The organism is Curtobacterium sp. MCLR17_058 (assembly GCF_003234705.2).
Classification (GTDB): Bacteria; Actinomycetota; Actinomycetes; order Actinomycetales; family Microbacteriaceae; genus Curtobacterium; species Curtobacterium flaccumfaciens.
In genome coordinates this window covers 761,130-777,962 of record NZ_CP126262.1, presented here as the reverse complement: position 1 = coordinate 777,962, position 16,833 = coordinate 761,130, and the positions used below count along the sequence as shown (strand labels likewise).

At 71.3% G+C, this 16,833-nt stretch carries 17 protein-coding genes; 6 read left to right on the top strand and 11 right to left on the bottom strand.

Features of this window, described 5'->3' with window-relative positions; genetic code table 11:
- The first annotated feature begins 30 nt into the window (after positions 1 to 30).
- The gene (locus DEJ11_RS03805; RefSeq protein ID WP_111104202.1) at positions 31 to 1,032 is read left to right on the top strand and encodes an acetylxylan esterase; all 1,002 of its coding nucleotides are present in this window, start codon (positions 31 to 33) and stop codon (positions 1,030 to 1,032) included.
- Here DEJ11_RS03805 and DEJ11_RS03800 read toward each other — a convergent pair.
- The 3 genes from DEJ11_RS03800 to DEJ11_RS03790 are packed head-to-tail and all read right to left on the bottom strand — an operon-like array spanning position 1,025 to position 2,356.
- Positions 1,025 to 1,219: a hypothetical protein gene (locus DEJ11_RS03800; protein ID WP_111054918.1), complete on the bottom strand. Its 195-nt coding sequence runs from the start codon at positions 1,217 to 1,219 to the stop codon at positions 1,025 to 1,027. The genes DEJ11_RS03805 and DEJ11_RS03800 overlap by 8 nt on opposite strands.
- A 10-nt stretch (positions 1,220 to 1,229) precedes the next feature.
- On the bottom strand, positions 1,230 to 2,192 hold the full coding sequence (locus DEJ11_RS03795; protein ID WP_111104200.1) for a helix-turn-helix transcriptional regulator: 963 nt from the start codon (positions 2,190 to 2,192) through the stop codon (positions 1,230 to 1,232).
- The gene (locus DEJ11_RS03790) at positions 2,189 to 2,356 is read right to left on the bottom strand and encodes a hypothetical protein (protein WP_163343324.1); all 168 of its coding nucleotides are present in this window, start codon (positions 2,354 to 2,356) and stop codon (positions 2,189 to 2,191) included. Before DEJ11_RS03790 ends, DEJ11_RS03795 begins: the two co-directional genes overlap by 4 nt.
- Before the next feature lie 196 nt (positions 2,357 to 2,552).
- Here DEJ11_RS03790 and DEJ11_RS03785 point away from each other — a divergent pair, with 196 nt between their 5' ends.
- The 3 genes from DEJ11_RS03785 to DEJ11_RS03775 all read left to right on the top strand — a co-directional run bounded on the left by DEJ11_RS03785 (position 2,553) and on the right by DEJ11_RS03775 (position 4,876).
- A complete protein-coding gene (locus DEJ11_RS03785; protein ID WP_071405212.1) occupies positions 2,553 to 3,311 on the top strand; it encodes a helix-turn-helix domain-containing protein in 759 nt (252 codons plus the stop codon).
- A gap of 106 nt (positions 3,312 to 3,417) precedes the next feature.
- Positions 3,418 to 3,795, top strand: coding sequence for a DUF7882 family protein (locus DEJ11_RS03780; protein WP_071245963.1), 378 nt, complete (start codon positions 3,418 to 3,420; stop codon positions 3,793 to 3,795).
- A gap of 55 nt (positions 3,796 to 3,850) precedes the next feature.
- Positions 3,851 to 4,876, top strand: a complete 1,026-nt coding sequence (locus tag DEJ11_RS03775; protein ID WP_146250079.1) for a glycosyl hydrolase family 18 protein — start codon at positions 3,851 to 3,853, stop codon at positions 4,874 to 4,876.
- Positions 4,877 to 4,973: 97 nt separating this feature from the next.
- Here the strand turns inward: DEJ11_RS03775 and DEJ11_RS03770 are convergent, their stop codons facing one another.
- The 4 genes from DEJ11_RS03770 to DEJ11_RS03755 are packed head-to-tail and all read right to left on the bottom strand — an operon-like array spanning position 4,974 to position 10,664.
- Positions 4,974 to 7,406, bottom strand: a complete 2,433-nt coding sequence (locus DEJ11_RS03770) for a beta-xylosidase/alpha-l-arabinosidase (protein WP_111104259.1) — start codon at positions 7,404 to 7,406, stop codon at positions 4,974 to 4,976.
- Positions 7,407 to 7,462: 56 nt separating this feature from the next.
- Positions 7,463 to 8,344: a carbohydrate ABC transporter permease gene (locus tag DEJ11_RS03765; RefSeq protein ID WP_017886791.1), complete on the bottom strand. Its 882-nt coding sequence runs from the start codon at positions 8,342 to 8,344 to the stop codon at positions 7,463 to 7,465.
- Complete coding sequence (locus DEJ11_RS03760; protein WP_027464452.1) at positions 8,344 to 9,366, bottom strand: carbohydrate ABC transporter permease; 1,023 nt, start codon at positions 9,364 to 9,366, stop codon at positions 8,344 to 8,346. The genes DEJ11_RS03765 and DEJ11_RS03760 overlap by 1 nt, the downstream gene beginning before the upstream one ends.
- Positions 9,367 to 9,368: 2 nt before the next feature.
- Positions 9,369 to 10,664 (bottom strand): ABC transporter substrate-binding protein, encoded by a 1,296-nt coding sequence (locus DEJ11_RS03755; RefSeq protein ID WP_071405208.1) that lies wholly within the window; start codon positions 10,662 to 10,664, stop codon positions 9,369 to 9,371.
- A 146-nt stretch (positions 10,665 to 10,810) separates the two neighbouring features.
- Here DEJ11_RS03755 and DEJ11_RS03750 point away from each other — a divergent pair, with 146 nt between their 5' ends.
- Positions 10,811 to 11,854 carry a LacI family DNA-binding transcriptional regulator gene (locus DEJ11_RS03750; RefSeq protein WP_181433144.1) on the top strand — a complete coding sequence of 348 codons (1,044 nt, stop codon included), beginning with the start codon at positions 10,811 to 10,813 and terminating at the stop codon, positions 11,852 to 11,854.
- A 13-nt stretch (positions 11,855 to 11,867) separates the two neighbouring features.
- Here the strand turns inward: DEJ11_RS03750 and DEJ11_RS03745 are convergent, their stop codons facing one another.
- Positions 11,868 to 12,851, bottom strand: coding sequence for an AraC family transcriptional regulator (locus tag DEJ11_RS03745; RefSeq protein ID WP_111029628.1), 984 nt, complete (start codon positions 12,849 to 12,851; stop codon positions 11,868 to 11,870).
- A 121-nt stretch (positions 12,852 to 12,972) separates the two neighbouring features.
- Between DEJ11_RS03745 and DEJ11_RS03740 the strand changes: the two genes are divergently transcribed.
- Entirely contained in the window at positions 12,973 to 13,419 is a 447-nt protein-coding gene (locus DEJ11_RS03740; RefSeq protein ID WP_111029629.1) for a MarR family winged helix-turn-helix transcriptional regulator, read from the top strand.
- A 95-nt stretch (positions 13,420 to 13,514) separates the two neighbouring features.
- Here DEJ11_RS03740 and DEJ11_RS03735 read toward each other — a convergent pair whose 3' ends face one another.
- The 3 genes from DEJ11_RS03735 to DEJ11_RS03725 are packed head-to-tail and all read right to left on the bottom strand — an operon-like array spanning position 13,515 to position 16,647.
- A complete protein-coding gene (locus DEJ11_RS03735) occupies positions 13,515 to 14,363 on the bottom strand; it encodes a carbohydrate ABC transporter permease (protein WP_027464448.1) in 849 nt (282 codons plus the stop codon).
- Positions 14,363 to 15,331, bottom strand: a complete 969-nt coding sequence (locus DEJ11_RS03730) for a carbohydrate ABC transporter permease (protein ID WP_181440870.1) — start codon at positions 15,329 to 15,331, stop codon at positions 14,363 to 14,365. The genes DEJ11_RS03735 and DEJ11_RS03730 overlap by 1 nt, the downstream gene beginning before the upstream one ends.
- Positions 15,328 to 16,647, bottom strand: a complete 1,320-nt coding sequence (locus DEJ11_RS03725) for an ABC transporter substrate-binding protein (protein ID WP_111104196.1) — start codon at positions 16,645 to 16,647, stop codon at positions 15,328 to 15,330. The genes DEJ11_RS03730 and DEJ11_RS03725 overlap by 4 nt, the downstream gene beginning before the upstream one ends.
- Positions 16,648 to 16,833 lie beyond the last annotated feature (186 nt).

The window sequence follows — 16,833 nt, the reverse complement described above, 5'->3', positions numbered from 1 at the left end:
CGGGGGCATCATCGTCCCCGGAGGACACCCATGCCACTGACCGACCTGCCCCTCGACGCGCTCCGCGCCCACCACTCGGACGTCCGTCGTCCCGCCGACTTCGACGCCTTCTGGGCGGACACGATCGCCGCCGCCCGGACCGCGGGCGAGGGGTTCGAGACGACCCTCGTGCCGGCCGAGACCCCGGTGACCGGGCTCGTCGTCGAGGACCTGACGTTCCCCGGGTTCGCCGGTGACCCGGTGCGGGCGTGGGTCAACCGTCCCGTGACCGACGACCCGGGCGCGCTGCCGGTCGTCGTCGAGTTCCTCGGCTACGGCGGTGGCCGTGGTCGCCCGGGCGAGCGCGTGCACTGGGCCCTCGCCGGGTACGTGCACGTGGTGATGGACACCCGCGGCCAGGGCTCCGGGTGGGCCGGCGGCGACACCCCGGACCCGCACGGCTCCGCACCGCACGCCAGCGGCTGGATGACGAGCGGCATCGGCTCGCCCGCCGACCACTACTACCGCCGCGTCTACACCGACGCCGTGCGGCTCGTCGAGGCGGTGCGCACGCTGCCCGGGATCGACCCCGAGCGCATCGCCCTGACCGGCGGCAGCCAGGGCGGCGGCATCACGATCGCCGCAGCGGCCCTGGTCGAGGCACACGTCGGACCGGTCGCCGCGGTGCTGCCCGACGTGGCGTTCCTGGCCGACTGGCGGAACGGCACCGACGTCGCGGTCGGCGGGCCGTACCTGGAGCTCGCGCAGTACCTCGCCGTCCACCGCGACGCGGCCGACACCGTGTGGGCGACCGCCGCGTACCTGGACGGGGTGAACCACGCCGCCGGCATCACCGCCCCGGCGCTGTTCTCGGTCGCGCTGATGGACGACGTCGTGCCGCCGCGCACGACCTTCGCCGCGTTCAACGCCCTCGGCTCCACCGACCGCGAGATCGTCGTGTACCCGTACAACGGGCACGAGGGTGGCGGCTTCCGGCACTGGGAGCGTCAGGCGGCGTTCCTGGCGGACCGGCTGCAGCGCTCCGTCAGATGAAGTAGTGGTGCCGGTGGTGGGGGCCGGCGCTCCCGCCACCGACGTCGTAGTGCACGGTGAGGGTCTGCTCCCAGTCGCGTCCGCGGTGGTCGCCCCACTCGAACAGGATGCTGTCCGGCACGACGTCCGGCTGGTGGAGCAGGACCCGCTCCGCCAGCCCGATCAGCCGCTGTTGTCGGGTACGCACGGATCGGCGCTCAGGTGCTCGTCTGGAGCGTCTTCTTCGGGTACTCGTCGAAGCGCTGGAAGTACGTGCTCGAGAACCGCCCCATGTGGCGGAACCCCCACCGGTGCGCGACCTCGGCCACCGTCGTCTGCGCACAGTCGGCGAGCTGGAGCGCGATCCGGACCCGGTCGAGGCGGACCTGCAGCAGGTAGGTCATGGGGCTCACGCCGACGTGCTGCACGAAGTTCTCCTGCAGCGTGCGGGAGCTGACCCCGACGGCCCCGCAGACGTCCGCGAGCTGGAGCGGCCGGTCGCAGTGCTCCGCGAGCCAGGCCTGTGCGAGCTGCACGGTGTTCACCGTCCGGCGGACCGGCGATGCGTCGGGTTCGGCGTCCGTCCCGCCGAAGGCCCGCAGCACGGACTCGGCCAGCAGCACCTGTGCCGACAGGTGCCCGCCCGGGTTGCGGTCGGGGTGCAGTGCGTTGACGGCGACCGCGTCGATGCGGGCGACCAGGTAGGACACCTCGGCCTCGGCCGGGCGGGATCGCAGTCGGCCGGCGAAGCGGTGGTCGAACACGACCCCGTTGACGGCGTCGAGGAATCCGCGGTCGACCCGCAGGACCTGGACGGTCCCCGCCGGCACGAGCAGCGTGAACGGCCGGTCCGTCGGCAGGAGCACCGGCACACCGGGCCGGGCGGGCGCGTCGTCGTCGACCCGCAGGCACCCCGCGGTCGACCACGCCAGCACCGGCGTGCCGTCCGGCGTGAACGAGGCGGCGGCGGCGGTCGACACCGCCGACGACAGCAGCGCGACGTTGTGGTGGCGCACCGTCCGGTGGCGGAACGCGAACCGGTCGGTGGGCGCGAACCGGACGTCGCGGCCGTCGTACACGGCACGCACCGTCCGGACGGCGTCCGCGGTGGTCCGGCCGCACCGCTCGGCGGTCCGGGGCGCGTTGCCGACGGCGACCCGCGGGACGGTGTCGCTGCTCACTGGCCCGACCCTCGCCGGGCGCGGAGGTCCGCGAAGGTGAACCGCTCACGGTCGACGTCGTCCTCGGACTGCACGATCCACCCGCGTCGGGCAGCGCGTGCGCGAGCCCGGTAGGAGGTGATGTGGACCGGGGCGACCCCCGGTGCACGCTCGTAACCACTCATCAGATCCTCCGATCTGTCCCCGTGCCTCCGACCCTGTTCGGAGGGGGACAGTTTGAGTACCTCTTGGACGATAAGCGCCCTCACCGGGGTCCACAATGACCCCCGAACGGGTGCGATCCACATCCGCGCACGCCGGATAACGGCGGCGTCGTGGCGTCGGAGGCCGATCGGCCCGACCGACTCGTACTCTCCACGTATGGACCAGGCACCGACCACGGCGAGTGGTCCCGAGCACGGCGGAGCACGGCTGTCCCGCACCGTGCACGAGGCGCTGCGGTTCGTGCACGCCCACGCCCGCGAAGCGATCTCCGTACCGGACATCGCCGCCGCCGCACACCTGTCGACCCGCGGCCTGCAGAGCGCGTTCCGACGGGAGCTGCAGACCTCACCCGCGTCGTACCTGCGCGGGGTGCGGCTCGAGGGCGTCCGCCGCGACCTGCTGTCGATGACACCGGCCGACCGTCGCACCATCGCGGACGTCGCCAAGCACTGGCACTTCAGCAACGCCGGCCGGATGGCGGCCGAGTACCGCGCCGCGTTCGGCACCGCACCGTCGGCGGCGCTCCGGTCGTTCGACCCGGAGGACCCGGACCCCCGCGCCACGTCGGACCTCGCCGGGTCCCCGGGCGAGGGATCACGCTTCCGGATCGTGCTCGACTGCGAGGTGGAGGTCGACGACGCCGACGCGACGTTCGCCCATGCCCTGCGCCGCGCCCAGGGCGACGACCGCCCCTGGCACGGCTACGACCCCGACGGCAGCACGGCCGACGTCGTCGCGTTCCTGCTGGCGAACGCCGTCCGCGGGGTCGCCGAGGACACCTCCGGCATCCGGCTGCGTGCGGTCAACCCGATGCTGCGGGCGCCGGACGAGCACGGCGGGTACCCGTCGGCCGAGCTCCCGCCGTGGTCGGCACCGGCCGTCCCGCCGTCGGGCACCGGCACGGAACGGGACTGATCACGCCGTCGATGGACGGAATGCGCCACACTTCGTGGATCCGCGGGAGGATGGACCCCGCGGGCCCGGCACGTGCGGCGGGCCCCAGCAAACGGAAGGCAGCGCCATGGGCCAGCTCATCTACGACTCGCAACCCCTCGAACTCCGCCTCGACGACCGTGCCCTCACGCACCTGCAGATCGTCATCGTGAACCTCATCCGCCGCGGGGAGAGCTTCGTGTTCTCGTGGAAGGACGACCCCGCCGTCGGGGGCGGCCGCAGCAGCATCTGGATCCACCCGTACTGTGGACTGCACTTCAAGTTCGCCGGCGGCAAGTCCCCGAGCGTGAACCGCTCGTGGCTCGACGAGCTCTACGCCAGCGCGGCGAGCGGCTCCGGCCTCGTCCTGAGCCCGGAACCGACGGACGCCGAGGGGCCGGTCTCCGCCGACGACGTCGCCGGCGCCCCACCGGCACGACCCACCACGACCATCAGCGCCTCCTGACCGGAGCGCTGACGACGCGCCCCGACCGGGCACGAACGACAGGATGCCCCTCCCCGTGACCACCACCCCGCGTCGACGCCGCTCCGCGCTGCTCGCCGCCGCGCTCACCGCAGGACTCGCACTCGCCGGCTGCACGGCCCCGGCCGCCGCCCACGCTGAGGGGTTCGACGTGACCGGTTTCCAGCCCGAGAACGCCGACACCGCCCTGGTGGACGCGAACGCCATCGCGATGGACGTGGTCGGCGTCGACGGGCTGCTGGTGAACCGCACCGGCACGAAGGTCACCGCACCGTCGCGCGCCGCCAAGGCCCAGCGCAACCGGGCGCACGCGAACGGGCTCACCGCGCAGCTGCTCGTCAGCAACTACTCCGAGGCCGACGGGGACTTCAGCGAGCCGATCGCGCGGAAGCTGCTCACCTCGCCCGCGAACCGCGCCCGGGTCGTCCGATCGCTCGCCGCCGACGTGGCCACGGGCGGCTGGGACTCGGTCATGATCGACCTCGAGGCGCTGACCCCGGCCGAGAAGCCCGGTCTGACCGCCTTCGCCCGGGAGCTCCGGGCCGCCGTCGGCGACGGCGTCCGGCTCGACATCGCCCTGTCCGCGTCGACCACCGCCACCGGGTACGCCCGCCTCGGCTACGACGTCCGCGCCCTCCGCGCCCCGCTCGACCACCTGACGCTCATGGCCTACGACCAGCACGGCCCCTGGGAGCCGGACGCACCCGGCCCGGTCGGATCGCTCGCGTGGTCGTCGAAGGCCGCCCGTGCACTCGCGACCCTCGCTCCCGCCGACCAGATCGTGCTCGGTGTCGCCGGGTACGGCTACCACTGGAAGGGCACGCGCCCGGCCGGTCAGCTGTCCGACGCCCAGGCCCGGCTCCGGGTCCGGAAGGCGGGCGCGACCGCCCGGTGGGACGCGACGGTCGGCGAGTGGACCGCGACCCTGCCGAGCGGTGAGGCGCTCTGGTGGTCCGACGCACGCTCGCTGCGCGAACGGGTCGCCCTGGCGGAGCGGCTCCGCCTGACGGGCGTCGCCGTCTGGTCGCTGGACCTGTCCGACCGGATCGAACCGGTCGGGTGATTCCGACCCACTGACGGACAGGAGGCGCGGTGCGAGCCCGCACCGCGCCTCCCGTCCGTCACCCGGTCACGCTCAGGGCGCGTGGTCCGTCACCAGGTCAGACGAGCGACCACTCCACCAGGCGGGGGTCGTCGAGGGTGACCTCGTGCACCGCGCCCGTGACCGCGACGGTGGCGCGCTCCGTGGCGGTGCCGGGGACGGGGTGTCGGACCGGCCCGTCGCCCGAGGCGACGATCCCACCCGCTGCCACCGGGCCTCCCGGCCGGGACGCCGCCGCGTGCGACGCGACCCAGACCTGCACGTCGCCGGGTTCGACCACCTTGCGCATCCGTCGGTCGGTGAACGCGAAGCGCTGCACCGGGACGCGGAAGCGGACCCGCGCGGACTCCCCCGCGGCGAGCGCGACCCGCGCGTAGCCGAGGAGCTGCACCTCGGGCCTGGTGACGCTGCCGTGCACGTCGTGCCCGTAGAGCTGCACGACGTCCTCGCCGGCACGGGACCCGGTGTTGCGGACCGTCACCGACGCGGTGAAGACGCCGTCGGAGCGGACGTCCGGGTCGACGACGAGCTCGTCGTAGCCGAAGTCGGTGTAGCCGAGGCCGAAGCCGAACGGTCGCACCGGCGTCGAGTCGGCGGCCGTGACGTCGGACGGACCGCCGAGCCGCGGGTGCAGGTACGTGAACGGCTGCGCGCCGGCGGACCGGGGCAGGGACAGTGGCAGCCGGCCCGAGGGCGAGGCCGCGCCGGTGAGCAGGTCGGCGATCGCCAACCCGCCGCCCTCGCCCGGGAAGAACGCCTGCACGACCGCGGCCGGACGCGGCTGATCGCCGTCGAGCGCCCAGCCGATCGCGTACGGCCGGCCGGTCAGCAGCACCATCACGGTGGGGGTGCCGGTCGCGACGACGGCCTCGACCAGCTCGCGCTGCACGCCGGGCAGGTCGAGCGACTCGGTGTCGTTGCCCTCGCCGACCGTGCCGCGGCCGAAGAGTCCGGCCTGGTCGCCGATGACGACCACAGCGACGTCCGAGGCGGCGGCCACGGCGACCGCGTCGGCGAAGCCGGCCCGGTCGTCGCCCGTGACGCCGCAGCCCGCGGCGAAGCGGACCGCCGACGGGCCGAGGGCCCGGGTGACGGCTTCGCGGACGGTCGGGATCGCGAAGCCGAGCGGCAGGTCGGGGTGCGAGGCGAGCACGTGGTTGGCGAACGAGTAGCAGCCCTGCAGGGCCTCGGCGCGGTCGGCGTTCGGGCCGATGACGGCGACGGACGCCCCCGGTGCGAGCGGGAGGACGGGGGTGGCGCTGTCGACGGTGCCACCGTCGGCGGTGCCGCTGTCGTTCGACAGCAGCACGAGCGACTTCGCCGCCAGCTGGCGTGCGAGTGCCTGGTGCAGCGGGGTGTCGAGGTCGATCCCGGTGGGAGCGTCCTCGGCGAACGCGTCCGGCTCGAGCAGGCCGAGCCGCTCCTTCTGCCGGAGCACCCGGAGCACGGCACGGTCGACGAGTGCCTCGTCCACCTGCCCGCTGCGGACCCGCTCGACCAGCGGCGCGAGGTACGCGTCACCGGTCGGGAGCTCGACGTCGATGCCGGCCTCGAGCGCCAGCGCCGCGGCCTCGCCACGGTCGGCGGCGATGCCGTGCATGACCTCGAGGAACGCCACCGAGAAGTAGTCCGCGACGACCGTGCCGTCGAAGCCGAGCCGGTCGCGGAGCAGGTCGGTGAGCAGCTCGCCGTTCGCCGCGACGGGCACGCCGTCGATCTCGGCGTACGAGTTCATGACGCTCCGGGCGCCGCCGTCGCGCAGCGCCATCTCGAACGGCGGCAGGTACACGTCGGCGACCTCGCGGGCACCGGCGTGCACGGGGGCGTGGTTGCGCCCCGCCTGCGACGCCGAGTACCCGAGGAAGTGCTTCAGGGTCGCGTCGACCCCGGCCGACTGCAGCCCGCGCACGTACGCGGTGCCGACCGTGCCGACCAGGTACGGGTCCTCGGCGATGCACTCGTCGACCCGCCCCCAACGCGGGTCGCGGATCACGTCGAGCACCGGTGCGAGCCCCTGGTGGACGCCGAGCTGGCGCATGGACGCACCGATCGCGGCGCCGACCTGCTCGACGAGTTCCGGGTCGAACGACGCGCCCCACGCCAGCGGGGTCGGGAACGTCGCGGCCTTCCACGCGGCGAGGCCGGTCAGGCACTCCTCGTGGACGAGCGCCGGGATCCCGAGCCGGGTCTCGCGCTGCAGGCGGCGCTGTTCGGCCCAGAGCCAGGCGGCACGCTCGTCGGGTTCGACGGGGCGGGTGCCGTAGACGCGGGTGAACTGCCCGATGCCGTCGCGGGTGATGTCCGCCAGGGTGCTGCCCTGCTGCACGGCCGCCATCTCGCCCTGCATGGGGGCGACGACGCCGTTCTGGTCGAGCCAGTAGCCGACGAGCTGGGCGACCTTCTCGTCGAGGGTCATCACGGCGAGCAGGGCGTCGGCGCGGGGTCCGGCGGTGGTCGCGGTCGCGTCGGACGCGGTCGTCGCGTCCGTCATGCTGTCGGCCTGGAGGCGCGGATCGCGTCCGGCGGTCCGCGTCGCGTCGGTCGCGGTCACCCCTTCACCGCCCCGGTCAGGCCGCCGACGATCCGGCGCTGGAAGATCGTGAAGAACACGAGCGCCGGGATCATCGACATCGAGGTGAACGCGAGGACCTTGGCGGTGTCGACGGAGTACTGCGACGAGAACGACTGGACCCCGAGCGGCAGCGTGTACGCGGCCTCGTTGTTCAGGATGAACAGCGGCAGGATGTAGCTGTTCCAGCTGGCGATGAACGCCAGGATGCCGACCGTGACGACGCCGGGCAGCGACAGCGGCACGACCATCCGGAAGAAGAACCCGAGACGGCTCGCTCCGTCGATCGACGCCGCCTCCTCGAGCTCGTCGGGGATCGCCCGCAGGAACGGCACCAGGATGATGACGGTGGTCGGCAGCGCGAACGCGATCTGCGGCAGGATCACGCCGGCCAAGCTGTTCGTCAGACCGAGGTCCTTGACGAGCAGGTACAGCGGGGTGATCGCGACGGTGATCGGGAACATCAGACCAGCGGCGAACAGGGCGTAGAGCGCCCCGCGGCCGGCGAACCGGTAGCGGGCGAGCACGAAGCTCACCATCAGCCCGAGCACGACGACCCCGAGGGTGGTCGTGACGGCGCTGATCGTGGAGTTGCCGAGCTGCTGCCAGAAGATGCCGCTGGACAGCACGGACCCGTAGTTGCCGAACTCGAACGGTGCCGGCAGTCCGGCGGGGCTCGTGGTGATCTGCGAGTTGGTCCGGAAGCCGCCCAGCACGATGTAGAGCACGGGTGCCAGGTTGGCGGCGACGAACAGGATCGCGACGACGTACGTCAGCGGGTTCGCGCGTCCGATCGCGGCACTGGACCGGCGCTCCCGCACGGCCCGGCGCCCGGGGGCGACGATGCTCGTGGTGGCCATCAGTTCTTCCTCTCGGTGAGTGCACCCGCGGTGTCGCGGCGGAGCACGAAGCGCTGGTAGATCAGGGCGACCACGAGCGAGATCACGAACATCACGACCGCGACGGCGCTGCCGAAGCCGAAGTTGCCCGAGGTCCGGCCGTTGGCGACCATGTACGTCGCCATCGTCGAGGTGCCCGCGGTCGACGCGATGTACTGCCCCCAGATGATGTAGACGAGGTCGAACAGCTGCAGCGAGCCGATGATCGACAGGAACGCCCAGATGCGGATGGTCGGACCGAGGAGCGGCAGCGTGATGCGCCGCTGGATCTGCCAGTAGCCGGCGCCGTCGATGGCGGCGGCCTCGAACAGTTCCTCGGGGATGCTCTGCAGGCCGGCGAGGAACAGGATCACCGCGAAGCCGATGTACTTCCACGAGATGATCACGAGCAGCGTCCAGATGGCGATGTCGGGGTTCGACAGCCAGTCCGCACGGAGTCCGCCGAGGCCGATGCTCTGGAACAGGTCGTTCACGGCGCCGTTCGACTGGAGCATCAGGCTCCACCCGGTGCCGACGATCACCTCGGAGATGACGTACGGCACGAAGACGAGCACGCGGACGAGCCCGCGGCCGTGCATCTTCTGGTTGAGCAGCAGCGCGAGCACGATCGCGATCGGCCCCTGCAGCACCAGGGAGAGCACGACGATGAAGCCGTTGTGCATCAGGACCGCGTGGAACGCCTTGTCCTGGAAGATGATCAGGTAGTTCTGCAGCCCGACGAAGTCGGTGGGTGGGCCGTAGCCCTGCCACTTGAAGAACCCGTAGTAGGCGGCGAGCGCCACGGGCAGGATCACGAACGTGACGAAGACGATGACCGCGGGTCCGGCGAGGACCGCGATCTCGACGCGCTTCCGCCAGTCCGCGATGCGGCGCTTGGTCCGCCGACCGGCGGGGAGCGGCGAACCGCTCCCCGCCGGGGACGTCCCCGCGGCCGTGTCCGACCCGGTGGTCGGAGTCGTACCGAGCGAGGTGTCGAGGGTCATGCTCAGCCCTTGGCCGCAGCCTGGTTGGTGGTCTCGACGATGTCCTTCGCGCTGCCCTTGTCGGCGAGCAGGTCGACGACGCTGGTGTTCAGCGCGTTGCCGACGTTCTGGCCGTACAGGGTGTCGAGGTACTGCGAGACGAACGGCGCCTCCTGGTAGGCGGCCAGGGCCGACTTCAGGTAGTCCGAGTCGACGACCGACTGGGCCTCCTTGTTGACCGGGATGGCGTTGAAGGCCTTGTAGTAGGCCTCCTGGTTGTCCTTCTGCACGATGAAGTTCAGGAAGTCGGTGCACGCCTTCTTCGGGGCCTGTGCCGAGCAGGAGTTGCCGTCGACACCACCCATCATCGACTTCGGGTCACCCTTGCCACCGTCGATCGCGGGGAACGGGAACCAGCCGAGGTCGGGCAGCGGCTTGGCGTCCGGCGTCAGCGACGCGATCACGCCCGGGTCCCACGCGCCCATGAGCTCCATGGCCGCCTTGTGGTTGGCGAGGAGACCGGCGGAGCTGCCGGCGCCCTGCTGTGCTGCGGTGGTCAGGAAGCCGTTGTTGAAGGGCTTGGTGGCGTTGAAGTCCTCGAGCTGCTCGCCGGCCTTCGTCCAGCAGGCGTTGTCGAACTTCAGCGACTTCGCCGTGTCCTCGAGGGTCTTCTGGCTGCACTCGCGGAGCGCGAAGTTGTAGTACCAGTGGGCGGCCGGCCAGGCGTCCTTCGCGCCGACGGCGACCGGGTCGATGTCCTTGGCCTTGAGCTTCGTGATCGCGTCGTTCAGCTCGTCCATGGTCGTGGGCGTGCCCTCGATGCCGGCTTCCTTGAACAGGTCCTTCGAGTACCAGATGCCCTCGGGGAGCACCGCGCCCGGCATGGCGTAGGTCTTGCCGTCCTTCTCGTACCCGGCGAACGTGCCCGCGCTGATGGACTTCTTCGCGTCGGCGCTGATGGAGTCGGAGATGTCCATGAGCTGCCCGGCAGCGATCATCGCGTCCATCTTGCCGCCGCCGCGCTGCAGGAACACGTCGGGGGCGTCGCCGGAGTTGAGGGCGGTCTGGAGCTTGCCGTCCAGGTCCTCGTTCTGGATCGCCTGGGTCTTGATGGTGACGTTCGGGTACTTCTCCTCGAACGCCTTGACCGTCGAGGCCCAGTAGGCCTTGCCCGGTCCGGTGGTCGAGTTGTGCCAGAAGGTCATCGTGACCTTCCCGCCGTCCTCGGAGGCATCGCTGCCCGCCGAGCACCCACTGGCCACCAGTGCTGTGGCCCCGATCAGCGCGATGGCTGCCGCGGCACGGATCTTCCTCGTCATCGTGGAACTCCTGAAGTGTCGTCGTTGACATGCGCGACATCGACTGCCGCTGCGGAGAGCATGCCTGCTGCTCCGGGCCCATGTCAATCGATATCGATAACGTTTTCTTTACCGATGGCATGGTGCCGCAGCGGTACGGTGTGCACATGGACTCGGCACTGGGCGCGCGTCCCGGTGCCGGCCGGGTGACGATCGGCGACGTGGCGCGGGTGGCCGGGGTCTCGATCCCGACGGTCTCCAAGGTGATCAACCAGCGCGACGGGGTCGCACCCGCCACGATGCTCCGCGTGCAGCAGGTGGTCGACGACCTGGGGTACGAGACGTCGCTGGTCGCCCGGAGCCTGCGGAGTTCGCGGACCGGGGTCGTCGGCATCCTGGTGCCCGAGTTCGAGCCGTTCTCGACCGAGCTGCTCCGCGGCATCTCGCGGGCGGCCACCGGCACCGGCTACGAGCTCCTCGCCTACGCCGGCCTGATGACCGGCGCCGACCGACCCGGGTGGGAGCGCCGGTCGCTGTCCCGCCTGTCCGGCACCCTGATCGACGGCGCGATCGTCGTCACCCCGACCACGGCACTGTCGAGCTCGTCGATCCCCGTCGTGGCGATCGACCCGCACACCGGGCCGGAGGGGCACGCCACCGTCGACGCGGACAACGAGGCCGGCGCGGTGCAGGCCGTCGAACACCTGCTGTCCCTCGGGCACACCCGCATCGCGCACCTGCAGGGACGCGCCGACCTGGCCTCCGCCCAGCTGCGCGCGGCAGGGTACCGCTCGGCCCTGACCGCCGCGGGCATCACGGTCGACGAGTGCCTGCTGCGTGACGGCGGCTACCAGGAGGACCAGTCCGCGGCCGTCGCCCGCGAGCTCCTGACCCTCGCCGACCGCCCCACCGCGGTGTTCGCCGCGAACGACTCGTCGGCGATCGGTGTGCTCCGCGCCGCGGCCGAGGTCGGGCTCCGCGTCCCCCAGGACCTGTCCGTCGTGGGCTTCGACGACGTGCCGCAAGCGTCCACCACGACCCCGCCGCTCACCACGGTGTCGCAGCCGCTCGCCGAACTCGGGTCGCACGCCGTGCAGATGCTCCTGACGATGCTCCGTGGCGAACCGACCACGGACCACGTCCGGCTCCCCACGACCCTGCGGGTTCGGGCAAGCACGGGCCCCGCGCCGAGGCCGACGCCCGGCCGCTGAGCACCCGCCGCCGTCAGCGGCGCAGGGTCTGCTTCGGGTACTCGCCGAACCGGGCCGCGTAGGCCGCCGAGAACCGGCCGAGGTGGGCGAACCCCCAGCGGCGGGCAACGTCGCCGACGACCCCGGCCTGCGGGTCGAGCTCGAGCAGTTCGCCGCGCACCCGGTCGAGCCGGACCTCGCGCAGGTAGGTCAGCGGCGACACGTCGAAGACCCGGCGGAACGACTCCTGGACCGACCGCACGCTCAGGCCGGCGACCTCGGACAACTCCTGGACCGTGACCGGCTCGGCAGCGTGCGCGTGGATGTACTCCACCGCTGCCCGCAGCCGGGCGTTCCGGGGCAGGCCGAGCACCGCGGGCAGGTCGTCGGCCTGCGGCGGGAAGGTGTCCAGGAACGCGGTGGCCGCCGACCGCTTGGCCTCGTGCCAAGCGTCCGAGTCGGGGCCCTCGGCGCGCAAGGCGCGGGACAGCGCCACGAGCGCCCCCTGCCAGCGCTCGGCGGTCTCCGGTTCCGGCATGCGGGTCGGGTCGAACCGCAGCGGTGCCGCTTCGACCTCCAGGTGCTCGAACGCGACGCGGTGCACGTACTCCCGCCCGAAGTGCACCAGCCGCTGGTCGTGGTCCTCGGCCGTGAACACGAAGTCGTCCTCGGGGGGCAGGAGCACGGGGACGTCCCGGCGCAACTCCATCCGGACGCGCCCGGAGTCCAGGTGCGCGGTCCCGCTGGTGATCCACGTCACCACGTAGTCGGCACCGACGGGCACCGAGCCGCGCACGGCACCGCGGAGCTGCGAACGCCGGATGCTCACGTCGGAGTCCCCGACGGCCGTGTACCGGTACGAGAAGTCCTCGTCGATGCGCCGGACGGACCACCGATCGGCGCCGTGGACGGCGGCGAGGTCGCGCTCGGCGGCGTCAGGGTCCCCGCCGGAGACCTCGAAACGGACCGGTTCCCCGGCGGGTGCAGCGGACTGTGGACTCGGGACGGGGTCAGCCACGGTGCCCCGCTCCCGATGCCGTCACCCGCACCGTTCCACGCTCCGCGTTATGTGGATACGCTGGTGCGGTGACTGCGGCGTATCGTGACCCGGACGAGACCCGTGCAGAGGGGACGTTGTCGTGAGCGATGTCGACCTGAACGCGGCGCTGACCAGGCTCGAGGCCGCTGTCTCCGAACTGCGCGGTCGACTGCGCGACGAGCTCGGCGTCTCCGGCGGCGACCTGACGCTGCTGCAGTTCGTCTCGCGCGCCGAGGAAGCGGGTCGGACGGTGCGCGTGAAGGACCTGTCGAAGCACCTGGGCCTCACCGGCCCGGCGGTCACCGGCATGGTGGACCGCCTCGAGCACAGCGGACACCTCAGCCGTGTCCCGAACCCCGACGACGGCCGCAGCCGGTACATCGAGCTCACCGATGCTGCCCGCCGCGACTACGCGCGCGCGATGGACGGCACGAACAAGCACCTGCACGACCTGATGGCCTCCTTCTCGGAACGGGAGCGGGCCAGGTTCGTGCGGATCATCGACCGCATCGTCGCAGCCGTCGATCTCGGCGCACCGAGCCCCTGACGGCAGGGTACGGGCGGTCAGGACGGCGCTCGGACGAATGTCCAGCATGCGCAGCTAGGTAAGTTCTCTACCTATCTCCGCATGCCGGACACCCGTCACCCCTTGACGGCTCCGGAGGTCAGACCGGACACGATCGAGCGGCGGAACACCAGCACCAGGATGACGATCGGCACCGTCGCAGCGACGCTCGCGGCGAAGATCTGCGCGAACGGCACCGTGAACTGCGTCCCGAAGAGCGCGATGCCGACCGGGATCGTCCGGAACGAGTTCTCGCTGTTGAACGTCAGGGCCATCAGGAACTCGCTCCACGAGGCCGTGAAGGTGAAGACGCCGACCGTGAACAGGCCCGGCTTCGCCATCGGCAGGATCACCGACAGCACGGTCCGCCAGGCCCCGGCGCCGTCGATCTCGGACGCCTCCTCGATCGTCGACGGGATCCCCTGCAGGTAGTTCCGCATGATCCAGATGGCGAACGGCAGGTTGAACGCCACGTACGGCACGATCAGACCCGGGTACGAGTTGAGCAGCCCGAGGTTGCGCTCGAGCAGGTACAGCGGCGTCAGCACCGCGATCGCCGGGAACACCGACAGCATGAGCAGCGAGGTCATGATCGCCGTGCGCCCCCGGATGAACCGGCCGGCCAGGGCGTACCCGGCGAGGAACGCCAGCGCGAGCACGATCACCGTGGTCGACACCGACACGATGACGCTGTTCACCATGTACTGGCCGAGCGCGTTGTCGCGGAAGGCCACCACGAAGTTGTCGAAGGTGAACGACTGCGGCCAGACGGTGGGCGGCGACTGCCCGATCTCGGACGCCGGCTTGAGCGACGTCGTGACGAGCCAGTAGAGCGGCAGCGCGGTGAGCACCGCGATGACGACACCGCTGACGTTGACGGTGTTGACCCACTTGCGCCAACCCTTGCGCACACGTTGACGGGGCATCAGTCGTCCCCTCCCTTCGCCTGGTTCCGGAACGCCCGGAGGAACAGCAGACACCCGGCCGCGACGATGACCGCGGTGGAGGTCGCGATCGCCGCGCCCGGTCCGATGTTGATGTCCTGGAAGAGCACCTTGTAGCCCATGATCGCGAGCGACTGGGTGGCGGTGCCCGGTCCGCCGTTCGTCAGCACGAACGGCAGGTCGAACACCCCGAACGCCTGCAGGATGCGGAACAGCACCGCGATCGTCAGGGTCGGAGTGAGCTGCGGCAGCACCACGCGCCAGAACGTCTGCCAGGTGCTCGCACCGTCGAGCTCGGCGGCCTCGTAGTGGTCCTCGGAGATCTGCACGAGTCCGGCGAGCAGGATGATCGCGACGAACGGCGTCGTCTTCCAGATGTCCGCGACCATCAGCCCGGTGATCGCGGGCACCGGTTCGCCGAGGATCACCGGGGCGTCCCCGAACAACCCGAAGAACCACGTCGCGACGCCGTAGGTGCTGTCGTAGATGTACTTCCACAGCTGCGCGTTGACGATGGTCACGAGCGACCACGGGATGAGCATGAGCGCGAGCATCCACCCGCGGGTGGCGCCGAGCCGTTCGAGGACCAGCGCGACGAGCATGCCGAGCACGAGCTCGACCGACACCGTCACCACCGTGTAGAGCACCGTGAAGCCCAGCGCCCGGTACCAGTCGGCGCTCTGCAGCAGGGCCGCGTAGTTGTCGAACCCGAACGACTGGATCGTGAAGCCCTCGTAGCCGACCTCGACGTCCGCGAAGCTCAGGACCACCGAGTACACGATCGGGAAGATCGTCACCGCCGCGACCACCAGGAGCGCCGGTGCCGCGAAGCCCCACGCGCCCCGTGAGCGGATGCGGTCGAGACGTGACCGCCCCGAAGGCCGGGGCGGCGGATCGACGCGACCCGTGCCTCCAGGCCGTGCCGGTCGTGTCGCGGTGCCGGCGCTCACAGCGCTGCTCCCTGCAGGGCGAGCGAGATGGCTGAGGCCATCGCGCTGGTGCCGCCGTCGACGGACGCCTGCCCGCCGAGGATGCTGTTGCCGTTCTGGTAGACGCCCTGCGAGACCTTCGGGTAGTAAGCGGTCGAGGTCGGGCGGGGCACGAGCGTGATGCCCGCCGCCGTGTCGTAGGTCGGGCGCTCCTGCCGCTTCGCGTCCGCACTGACCAGGCTCGACGACCGGGCCGGCAGGACCCCGCCCTCGCGGGTCAGGAACTGCTGTGCGGTCTCGCTCGACATCCAGCGCGCGAAGGTCAGTGCCGCCGCGGGTTCCTGGGTGTGCGGATTGATGTAGTTCCCCCACCCACCGATCGTCGAGTGGTGCTCGTCCATGCCGTCGAACGTCGGCCGGGCGGCGAGCCCCACCTTGCCGGCGACCTTGCTGTCCGGGCCGTTCGCGATCCCCCACGCGTACGACCAGTTGCGGAGGAAGGCCGCGCGGCCGCCGGAGAAGGCGTCGTTGGTGTCCTGCTCCTGGTACGTCAGGGTGGCCCGTGGCGATGCCCCCGACGTGACCAGCGACCGCATGAACTCGAACGCGCGCTTGGTCTCGGAGCTCGTCGTCTCGGGCTTCGTGAGGTCGTCGTTGAGCAGCGATCCGCCCGCGTCGGCGACGAACTCGGTGACGTTGCAGGTCAGTCCCTCGTACACGTCGCCCTGGAACGCGAACCCGTACGACACGTCGCCGGTGTCCACGAGCTTCGCGGCGGTCTCGCGCACTTCCTCCCACGACCCCGGCACCTGCAGGGAGTGCTTCGCGAGCAGGTCCTTCCGGTACAGGAAGAACGACTCGTCGATGTAGAGCGGGAACATGTAGTACGTGCCGTCGACACTCGCCGCCAGCCGCAGGCCCTCGGGGAACTGGTCGAAGAAGTCCTCGCCGACGAGCTGGTTCACGGGGGTCGCGAGCTTGTTCTTCGCGAACTGCCCGGGCCAGGCGACGTCACCCAGGTAGACGTCCGGCGTGCTGCTGCCGGCCGCGATCTGGGTCGTCAGGCTGGTGCGGTTCGTGTCGGTGTCGCTCGGGGCACTGACGATCCGGACGCGGATGTTCGGGTGCTCCTTCTGGAACTCCGCGATGAGCCTTCGCCGCAGGTCACCGCCGTCCTTCGAGGCGACCTGGCCGGCCCACCAGCTGATCGTCGCCTCGCCCTCGGGCGGTTCGGTGGGCCAGTCCTCGACCCGGGTGCGCTCGGGTCGGGTGGAGCAGCCGGCGAGCAGCAGCACCCCCGCTCCCCCGAGCATGAACGTCCTCCGGTCGATTGCCATCCGTCCTCCTCGACGTGTGGTGCTGCGAACCTGTGCATCCACACAACCAGGCGGAGCCTGGGCTGTCCGCCAGGGGGCGATGGCGGGGCGCCTGCGCGGTCGCTGTCGCGAAAGCGACACCCTGCCGCGGAACGTCCGCAGGGATCTGTCGCTTTCGCGGGCGGGTGCGCGGGACCGCGGGGCGGC

Coding starts and splice junctions, on each gene's coding strand:
- DEJ11_RS03770 (WP_111104259.1), bottom strand. CDS start 7,406: ATGACGGACGCGACGACCGCGTCCGACGCGACCGCGACCACCGCCGGA.
- DEJ11_RS03755 (WP_071405208.1), bottom strand. CDS start 10,664: ATGACGAGGAAGATCCGTGCCGCGGCAGCCATCGCGCTGATCGGGGCC.
- DEJ11_RS03725 (WP_111104196.1), bottom strand. CDS start 16,647: ATGGCAATCGACCGGAGGACGTTCATGCTCGGGGGAGCGGGGGTGCTG.
- DEJ11_RS03790 (WP_163343324.1), bottom strand. CDS start 2,356: ATGAGTGGTTACGAGCGTGCACCGGGGGTCGCCCCGGTCCACATCACC.
- DEJ11_RS03750 (WP_181433144.1), top strand. CDS start 10,811: ATGGACTCGGCACTGGGCGCGCGTCCCGGTGCCGGCCGGGTGACGATC.
- DEJ11_RS03765 (WP_017886791.1), bottom strand. CDS start 8,344: ATGGCCACCACGAGCATCGTCGCCCCCGGGCGCCGGGCCGTGCGGGAG.
- DEJ11_RS03780 (WP_071245963.1), top strand. CDS start 3,418: ATGGGCCAGCTCATCTACGACTCGCAACCCCTCGAACTCCGCCTCGAC.
- DEJ11_RS03785 (WP_071405212.1), top strand. CDS start 2,553: ATGGACCAGGCACCGACCACGGCGAGTGGTCCCGAGCACGGCGGAGCA.
- DEJ11_RS03760 (WP_027464452.1), bottom strand. CDS start 9,366: ATGACCCTCGACACCTCGCTCGGTACGACTCCGACCACCGGGTCGGAC.
- DEJ11_RS03805 (WP_111104202.1), top strand. CDS start 31: ATGCCACTGACCGACCTGCCCCTCGACGCGCTCCGCGCCCACCACTCG.
- DEJ11_RS03735 (WP_027464448.1), bottom strand. CDS start 14,363: ATGCCCCGTCAACGTGTGCGCAAGGGTTGGCGCAAGTGGGTCAACACC.